This is a genomic window from Hansschlegelia zhihuaiae, assembly GCF_004103825.1.
Taxonomy (GTDB): domain Bacteria; phylum Pseudomonadota; class Alphaproteobacteria; order Rhizobiales; family Methylopilaceae; genus Methylopila; species Methylopila zhihuaiae.
In genome coordinates this window covers 118,792-126,383 of sequence record NZ_RYFI01000011.1, presented here as the reverse complement: position 1 = coordinate 126,383, position 7,592 = coordinate 118,792, and the positions used below count along the sequence as shown (strand labels likewise).

8 protein-coding genes are annotated in these 7,592 nt (G+C 68.9%); 4 read left to right on the top strand and 4 right to left on the bottom strand.

The genetic code is table 11. The features are described 5' to 3' along the window. From EK403_RS12720 to EK403_RS12710, 3 genes are all read left to right on the top strand, one after another. On the top strand, positions 1-115 hold a 115-nt coding region (locus EK403_RS12720), incomplete at its 5' end, for an XdhC family protein (RefSeq protein ID WP_164919592.1). Continuing rightward, a complete protein-coding gene (locus tag EK403_RS12715; RefSeq protein WP_128777854.1) occupies positions 112-1,728 on the top strand; it encodes an NTP transferase domain-containing protein in 1,617 nt (538 codons plus the stop codon). The genes EK403_RS12720 and EK403_RS12715, both read left to right, overlap by 4 nt. 172 nt (positions 1,729-1,900) lie before the next feature. Beyond that, on the top strand, positions 1,901-3,451 hold the full coding sequence (locus EK403_RS12710) for a cryptochrome/photolyase family protein (protein WP_128777853.1): 1,551 nt from the start codon (positions 1,901-1,903) through the stop codon (positions 3,449-3,451). A 149-nt stretch (positions 3,452-3,600) separates the two neighbouring features. Here the strand turns inward: EK403_RS12710 and EK403_RS12705 are convergent, their stop codons facing one another. The 3 genes from EK403_RS12705 to EK403_RS12695 form a co-directional block, all read right to left on the bottom strand. Further along, positions 3,601-4,071, bottom strand: coding sequence for a DUF488 domain-containing protein (locus tag EK403_RS12705; protein ID WP_128777852.1), 471 nt, complete (start codon positions 4,069-4,071; stop codon positions 3,601-3,603). Further along, positions 4,068-4,577, bottom strand: coding sequence for a hypothetical protein (locus EK403_RS12700; RefSeq protein ID WP_128777851.1), 510 nt, complete (start codon positions 4,575-4,577; stop codon positions 4,068-4,070). Before EK403_RS12700 ends, EK403_RS12705 begins: the two co-directional genes overlap by 4 nt. A gap of 496 nt (positions 4,578-5,073) precedes the next feature. Beyond that, positions 5,074-5,922 carry an aldolase/citrate lyase family protein gene (locus EK403_RS12695; protein ID WP_164919591.1) on the bottom strand — a complete coding sequence of 283 codons (849 nt, stop codon included), beginning with the start codon at positions 5,920-5,922 and terminating at the stop codon, positions 5,074-5,076. Positions 5,923-6,394: 472 nt separating this feature from the next. Between EK403_RS12695 and EK403_RS12690 the strand changes: the two genes are divergently transcribed. After that, positions 6,395-6,691, top strand: coding sequence for an usg protein (locus EK403_RS12690; protein ID WP_128777849.1), 297 nt, complete (start codon positions 6,395-6,397; stop codon positions 6,689-6,691). A 219-nt stretch (positions 6,692-6,910) separates the two neighbouring features. Here EK403_RS12690 and EK403_RS23190 read toward each other — a convergent pair. After that, the coding region (locus EK403_RS23190) for a glycoside hydrolase family 3 C-terminal domain-containing protein (protein ID WP_245479678.1) at positions 6,911-7,592 on the bottom strand (682 nt) is incomplete at its 5' end.

Genomic DNA, 7,592 nt, shown 5'->3' with positions numbered 1-7,592 from the left:
CGCCCGCGCCCGCGCCCCGATCGGGCTTCCTATCGGCGCGTCCTCGCCGGCCGAGATTGCGGTCTCGATCCTGGCCGAGATCATCCAGGCCATGCGGCTGCCGGAGGGATCATGAGGTTCGGGCCCATTCCGCTGTCGCGCGCGGTCGGCGCGGTCGCGGCGCACGCGCTGAAGGTCGACGGCCATGTGCTCAAGAAGGGCGCGCGGGTCACCGAGGCCGACGTCGCGGCGCTCGCCGCGCGCGGCGTGAGCGAGATCGTGGCAGCGGAGCTCGCGCCCGACGACGTGCCGGAGGATGAGGCCGCGCACCGTATCGCGCTCGCCCTCGCCGGCAAGCATGTCCGCTGCGACGCACCCTTCACGGGTCGCTGCAACATCTTCGCCGAGGCCGCGGGCGTCGTGATCGTCGACCGCGGGGCGGTGGACGCGCTGAACGAACTCGACGAGGCCGTGACCTTCGCGACGCTCGACGAGCACGCCGCGGTCGCGCAGGACGCGATGGTCGCGACCGTCAAGATCATCCCCTTCGCGCTGCCCGAGGCGCTGGTGGCGCGCGCCGAGGCGCTGGCGCACGAGCGCGCCCCGCTGATCTCGGTCGCGCCGTTCCGCCTGCGCAAGGTCGCGGCGGTCTCGACCCTGCTGCCGGGGCTCGACGCCAAGGTGGTGGACAAGACCATCGCGACGCTCGAGCGCCGGCTCGCGCCGACCGGCGCGAAGCTGGTCGCGGAGCGCCGCGTCGCGCATGACGAGGCGAACCTGACCCGCACGCTGCGCGAGCTCGCGCCGGTCGGGGCCGACCTCACGATCATCTTCGGGGCCTCGGCGGTGACCGACCGCCGCGACGCCGTGCCGGCCGCGATCGAGGCCGCGGGCGGCGTGGTGGAGCGGCTCGGCATGCCGGTCGACCCCGGCAACCTGCTGCTCCTCGGGCGTCTAGGATCCGCCGCCGTGCTCGGCGCGCCGGGCTGCGCGCGGAGCCCCAAGGAGAACGGCTTCGACTGGGTGCTGAACCGCCTGCTCGCTTGCGCGCCGGTCGGCGCGAAGGAGATCGCCGGCATGGGGGTCGGGGGCCTCTTGATGGAGATCGTGTCGCGCCCGCAGCCGCGCACCGGCGCGGAGCCGGCCTCGCCAAGGCCGAAAATCGCGGCGCTGGTGCTCGCCGCCGGCCGCTCGACCCGCATGGGCGGCCCGAACAAGCTGCTGGAGACTGTGCTGGGCCGTCCGCTTCTGCGCCACGCGGTCGGGGCCGCGACCGGCGCCGGGCTCTCCGAGGTCCTGGTGGTCACGGGCCACCAGCGGTCTGCCGTCGAGGCCGCGCTCGACGGGCTGCCGGTGCGCTTCGTCGCGAACCCCCATTATGCCGAGGGGCTCTCGACCTCGCTCCGGGCCGGCGTCGCCGCGCTGCCGAAGGATGTCGACGCCGTCGTGGTTCTGCTGGGCGACATGCCGGGCGTGACCTCGGGCCTCGTGCGGCGCCTCGCGGCCGCCTACGACCCGCAGTTCGGCGCCCATGTCGTCGCCCCGGCGCGGCTCGGTCGCCGCGGCAACCCGGTGCTCTGGGGCCGGCGCTTCTTCCCGGAGCTGCTGAAGGTCGAGGGCGACGTCGGCGGCCGCCACCTGCTCGAACTGCACCCCGAGGCGGTCCGCGAGGTCGAGGCCGAGGACGACGGTGCGCTGATCGACATCGACACGCCCGAGGCGCTCGCCGCGCTGAAGACGTTCGACTGAGGACGAGCCGCTCATCACCTCTCCCCGGCGGGGAGAGCTGAGCCGCGCCTTGACCCGAACCGTCGGGCGTCGTCGGACGTAGTCCTGTCGGGCGACCCGCGGAGGACGCATGCTCGACACGATCGAAGTTCCCACAGGCGGGCCGGCGCCGCGCGCAGGGGGCTGAGCCGCCTTGGCGAAGAAATGCAAGGCGCTCCGCCTGATCCTTGGCGACCAGCTCACCCGCGGGATCGCCTCGCTCAAGGACCTCGACCCGGCGACCGACGTCGTGCTGATGGCCGAGGTCATGGAGGAGGCGAGCTATGTGGGGCACCACAAGCAAAAGCTCGTCTTCCTGTTCTCCGCCATGCGCAATTTCGCGGCGGAGCTCCGGGCGGAGGGCGTCGAGGTCGACTATGTCGAGCTCGACCAGCGCGGCAATATGGGCTCGCTCGGCGGCGAGGTCGCGCGGGCCGTGAAGCGCCACGCGCCGGACCGGCTCGTGCTGACCGAGCCCGGCGAATGGCGCGTGGAGGAGATGTTCCACGACTGGCGCGAGGAGCTCGATTGCGACGTCATCATCCGCCAGGACGACCGCTTCGTCTGCTCGCGCGCGGAGTTCGAGGTCTGGGCGAGGGGCCGCCGCGCCTGGCGGATGGAGTTTTTCTACCGCGAGATGCGGCGGAAGACCGGCCTGCTGATGGACGGCGAGAAGCCGGAAGGCGGCCAGTGGAACTATGACGTCGAGAACCGCAAGCGGCTGCCCAAGGATCTGGAGCTCCCGGAGCGTCTGCGCTTTCAGCCGGACGCTGAGACCCGCAAGGTCATGGAGCTGGTGGAGCGCCGCTTCCCGAGCAATTTCGGGACGCTGGAGACCTTTGGCTGGGCCGTCACGCGGAAGGACGCGCTCAAGGCCCTGAACGAATTCGTCGCCTCGTCGCTCGGCACGTACGGAGACTATCAGGACGCCATGAAGCAGGGCGGGCCGTTCCTCTTCCACGGCCTGATCTCGCCCTACCTCAACGCCGGCCTGCTCACCGCCCGCGAGGTGTGCGACGCCGCCGTCGGGGCCTATGAGGCCGGTGCCGCGCCGCTCAACGCCGTCGAGGGCTTCGTCCGCCAGATCATCGGCTGGCGCGAATATGTCCGCGGGGTCTACTGGCTGACCATGCCGGACTACCGCGAGACCAACCATCTCTCCGCGGACCGCAAGCTGCCCGACCTCTACTGGACGGCCCAGACCGACATGAACTGCCTCGCGCAGTCGGTCGGCGACACCCGCGACCACGCCTACGCCCACCACATCCAGCGCCTGATGGTGCTGGGCAATTTCGCGCTGCTCGCCGGCGTCAGGCCGCGCGAGGTGCAGGACTGGTATCTGCTGGTCTATGTCGACGCCTATGAGTGGGTTGAGCTGCCCAACGTCCACGGCATGGTGCTGTTCGCCGACGGCGGCAGGCTGGGCTCGAAACCCTATGCGGCGTCCGGCGCCTATATCGACCGGATGTCGGACTATTGCGGACACTGCCGCTACGACGTGAAGGCGAAGACGGGTGCAAACGCCTGCCCGTTCAACTACCTCTACTGGGATTTTCTGATCCGGAACGAGAAGGCGCTGGCCAAGAACCAGCGCCTCGCCATGCCCTATCGCAACCTCGCGCGCTTCAAGCCGGAGCGGGTGAAGGAGATCAGGCGGGACGCGAAGCAGTTCCTCGACGGCCTGCCGGCGACCTATGAGGGGTGACCGAGAATTCGCGCGCCGTCGAAGCCCCCTTCTCCCGCTTGCGGGAGAAGGGATGGATGAGGGGGCGTCCGCCGCGTCGCCCTTTCCTGAAAGACCCTCACCCCGACCCTCTCCCGCAAGCGGGAGAGGGGGATCGGACGGCTCGCAGCTCACGGCCGCTCGAAATCCTTCGGCAGCGGGTGGAGATGGCTGAGCTCAAGCCCCGTCACCGCCGCCTCGATGCGCTCGGCGATCATCATGCGGTGGCAGTGCTCCGGCTCGCGCTCGAAGCAGAGCAGGCAGAGTTTTCGGCCGTTCCGGACCATCTCGATCAGCGCCGCCAGATCCTCCTGCGCGGCGTCGGTCTTGAGCTGCTCGGCGAAGATCGCCTTCATCTCGGCGTGCCGGCCCGCGCGCGCCGCGGCGCGGCCATCCGCCGGGGTGCCGAGCGCGCGAAAATGCAGATAGCCGACGCCGCGCTCGTCGACGCCCGCCGACAGCGCCCGCTTCGAAAAGCCCGGCCGGCGGGAGTTCGCGACCGCGCGCACGTCGACCAGGGTGTCGACCCCCGCAGTGGTCAGCGCGTCGCCGAGCGCGTTCGGAGTGGCGCCCTCGTAGCCGATGGTGAACAGGCGGCTCATCTGACGGGACAGGCCCAGACCTTCTCGACCTTCGCGGCGAAGCGCACTGCGGGGTAGCCGTCGAAGAAGGCCGGGATGACGAACACGCCCTCGCCGCCGGGCGGCGCCAGCCCCACGCCGGTGAAGCCGACCGGGTTGAGGTCCATGTTCTGCGCCGTGACCTCGAGTTTGACGAGCGCGCGGTCGGGGAACGGGTTCTTGAAGTCCCAGATGAAGGTGTTGGACTGGACGTAGTAGGAGGGCGTCTCGGCCCTGAGCTTCTTGAGGTCGGCGAGCGCCAGCGGCTCGGCCTTGCAGCCTTCGACCTGCGCGAGCTTGCCGTCGCGCTCCAGCCCCGCGCGGACTTGCGCCTCGCAGGTGTCCCGGCATTCCCGCGCGGCCTTGCGGATGTCGTCGTCGGAGGCCTGGGGCGAGGTGATTTTCTCGCCCAGGCAGTCCCGGAAACAGGTCGCGCCCGCGCCCGACGTCGTGCCGAGGACGAAGGCCAGGGCCAGGATGGCGCGCATGCGGAATTCTCCCTGTCGCGCCGCTTTTCGTCCGGTCGGGGAGCGGCGCCCGAGCGCTGATCTAATGGACCAGGTTCAGCATGGGTGCGCCACGACGACGGCGGCGGTCCCCCGGATCAAGTCCGGGGCAGGCTTGAGCGATACAGCATAGTCATCTTTGGACGGCCCCTGCTCTGCAAGGGTGAAGTTGGGCTGATTTGACGATCCGTCGGGTGCGGTCATCTTTCCGGGCCTGCTGGCGCGGCATGGCCGCTGGCCCTGATGGAGTCCGCTGACCAGGTCCGTTCAAGAGAGCGAGCTCGAAGCTCGGACTATGCTGCGGCTTGGCCGCGGCGGTTCGATAGGCGCCGGCGAGAATTGCAGCAGAATGCTGGCGGCTGATGCCTCAGGCGCTTCCGCCCCGAAGAGGATGGGGCTACGTCCGGCGATTGGGCCGGACGCAGCCCCTGTCGTTCGACGCTCGCGTCGTCCCCCCGGCGTGCTCAGACGCGCGCGGTCATTTCAGGAAACAGGTGAATCCCGGCCGGGTCCGCCAACTTATCGGGCCGCACAGGCGCTTGCCCGCCGCCAGCGTGACCTTGCCGATGTGGCTGATCAGCCGTTCGTATTGTTTGTCCCCCTCGATATAGCCTGAGAAGTTGCCGATGTCGCCAGACGCCGCGTACACGGCGTGGATCCCCGGGACCTGGGCGATCTTGGCCGCGTTCTTCACGCCCTCGATGGTCTCGATCATTACGATCAGCACGATGTTGTTGTTGAACGTCTGCCGGTAGCTCACGCCGGCTGGGAGCCAGGGAGCGAGCACGGTCGCGGTCTGGCTGCCCCCCTGACTGCGCCGTCCCATTGGCGGGAAATAGGTCCACTGGACGACTTCCTTGGCTTCCTCCACGGTGTCGACCGTCGGCACGACCAGCACCATGGCGCCGCCGTCGAGCGCATGCTGGATCTCCCGCTCGTCGGTGTACGCCACGCGAGCCCCGGGCACGGCTTTTCTGCCGGCGCATTTGTCCGACGACCCATAGGCCCACATCCGCCACGCGTCGCCCCAGTCGATCCCCGAATGCTGCATCTCGGTCCAGGTGTAGTCGGCGTCTTTCTGGCTCGCCTGAGAGCAATAGGTCTCGTTCATCGTGGCGAGGTCCGAGGTGCTGACCACGGGGCCGATGACGTCCTTGCCCTTGTTCATCTGCCTCTTGGCGGGGTTCCAGATCAGGCCCCCGGTCGTATCGTCATTGCGCGGCCCGTAGACCCAGGTGTCCGGATCGATGCCGCCGGCCTGGGCGGGCGCCGGTTGAATCCCGAACAGGAGGGCTGCGGCGACGCCCGCCGCAGCGGCGCCGAACACTCTCATTCTCCTAAGCATCTCGATTTCTCCCTATCGCATGGGGCGTCTTATTATTTCGGCCGTCTGCTAACGGCCTCACATTGCACATGTGCATTATTGTATACGCCATACGATAGATTATCTTTGCGCACGTGCAGTACAATGATAGGCCTCGGGAATTCTTGAGACTTGGCGCTCAGCGAACAATTTGCGGCGTTCAGCGAACTTGAGCGCCGATCGCGCGGCCGGCGCTTGCATCGCGATTTCAAACGCCCAACGACTTGCTGGAAGTCGCCTACAGGTTTGCTTCCCAGGGCGCCGACGGGATGCGGGCGACGGGAGGGCGCGGTTTGCAGCACTCTTTCGGCTCTGCTGCCAAACCACTCGAAATCAAGGATCTTTTAACGTCGCAGGATTGTCATCGAGAGACTGTGCGTCCCTAATTCCTCTGCGGCGCGTCGGCAACCGCGTCGCAATTCGATGGAGTGCGGCGATGAGCGGATGCGGGAAAGGCGCGGGGACACCGCGCGGAGACTTCGAACGTCAGATCGACGGCTTCGGCCTCACCACGGCCGAGATCCTCTACCGGATGCCGGATCATCCGGGCCTCCTGCAGTCCTATGTCTGGCAGGACTACGACCGCTGCCCGGAATATCCGGTGCTGCGCGGCTTCCTCGACTGGTGGCGGCGCGAGATCGAGGGCGTGCTGCACTCGGTCCGGGTCGGTCACAAGGCGCTGATCGGCCCCGCGGACTTTAGGCCGGTGCGGGCGGAGTTCCGGCTGAACTGAGTTCCGGACGGGACGCCGGACAGCGTTGCGCTGGCCTCCTCCACCATGCTCCGCATGGTCCCCCTCCTCCGCGATGCGGAGGAGGACCCGAGGCGGGCGCCGCTCTTGATCCTCACCCGCGCAGCGGGGGAGGGGGACCGCGAAGCGGTGGAGGGGGCGACGTGGCGCCGCCCTGCGAATACAGGCGACCGCAGCTCAAGACGCTCGTTCGGCGCAATCTTACGGCCGATACTCGAACGTCGCCGAAATCGTCTCCCCGGCGTCGGGGCCGGTCATCACCTCGATCTCGCCGGCCGGGATATCGAAGGTCCGGGCATCCGCCCAATAGCCGAAATCCTCCGGCTTCAGTGGAAGCTCCACCGTCCGCGTCTCGCCGGGCTTCAGCTCGACGCGCGCGAAGCCGCGGAGCTCCCTCAAGGGTCGGGCGACCCGCGCGAGTTTCGGCCGAACATAGAGCTGCGGGACCGCGACGCCCGGCCGCTTGCCGGTGTTGGTGATCTGCACCGCGATGGTCTGGGTCTCGCCGGCTTTCAGGATGGCGCGCGCCGGCTGCGGCGCCCCGTAGGAAAAATCCGTGTAGGTCAGGCCGTGGCCGAACGGGTAGAGCGGCCCGTAGGCCTCGTCGCGATAGCCGGTCGTGTAGGGATCCGTCGGGTCGAAGGGCCGGCCCGTGGGCCGCATGTCGTGATGGATCGGGACCTGGCCGACCGAGCGCGGGAAGGTCATCGGCAGCCGTCCGCTCGGCGCCACGTCGCCAAAGATTGTGCGAGCGAGCGCGGTCCCGCCCATCGTGCCGGGCTGCCAGGCGTAGAGGATGGCGGGCGCCGCCCCCGCCAGCTCCGTCAGAACCAGCGGCCGCCCGGCGAACACCACCGCGACCGTCGGCTTGCCGAGCGCGAGG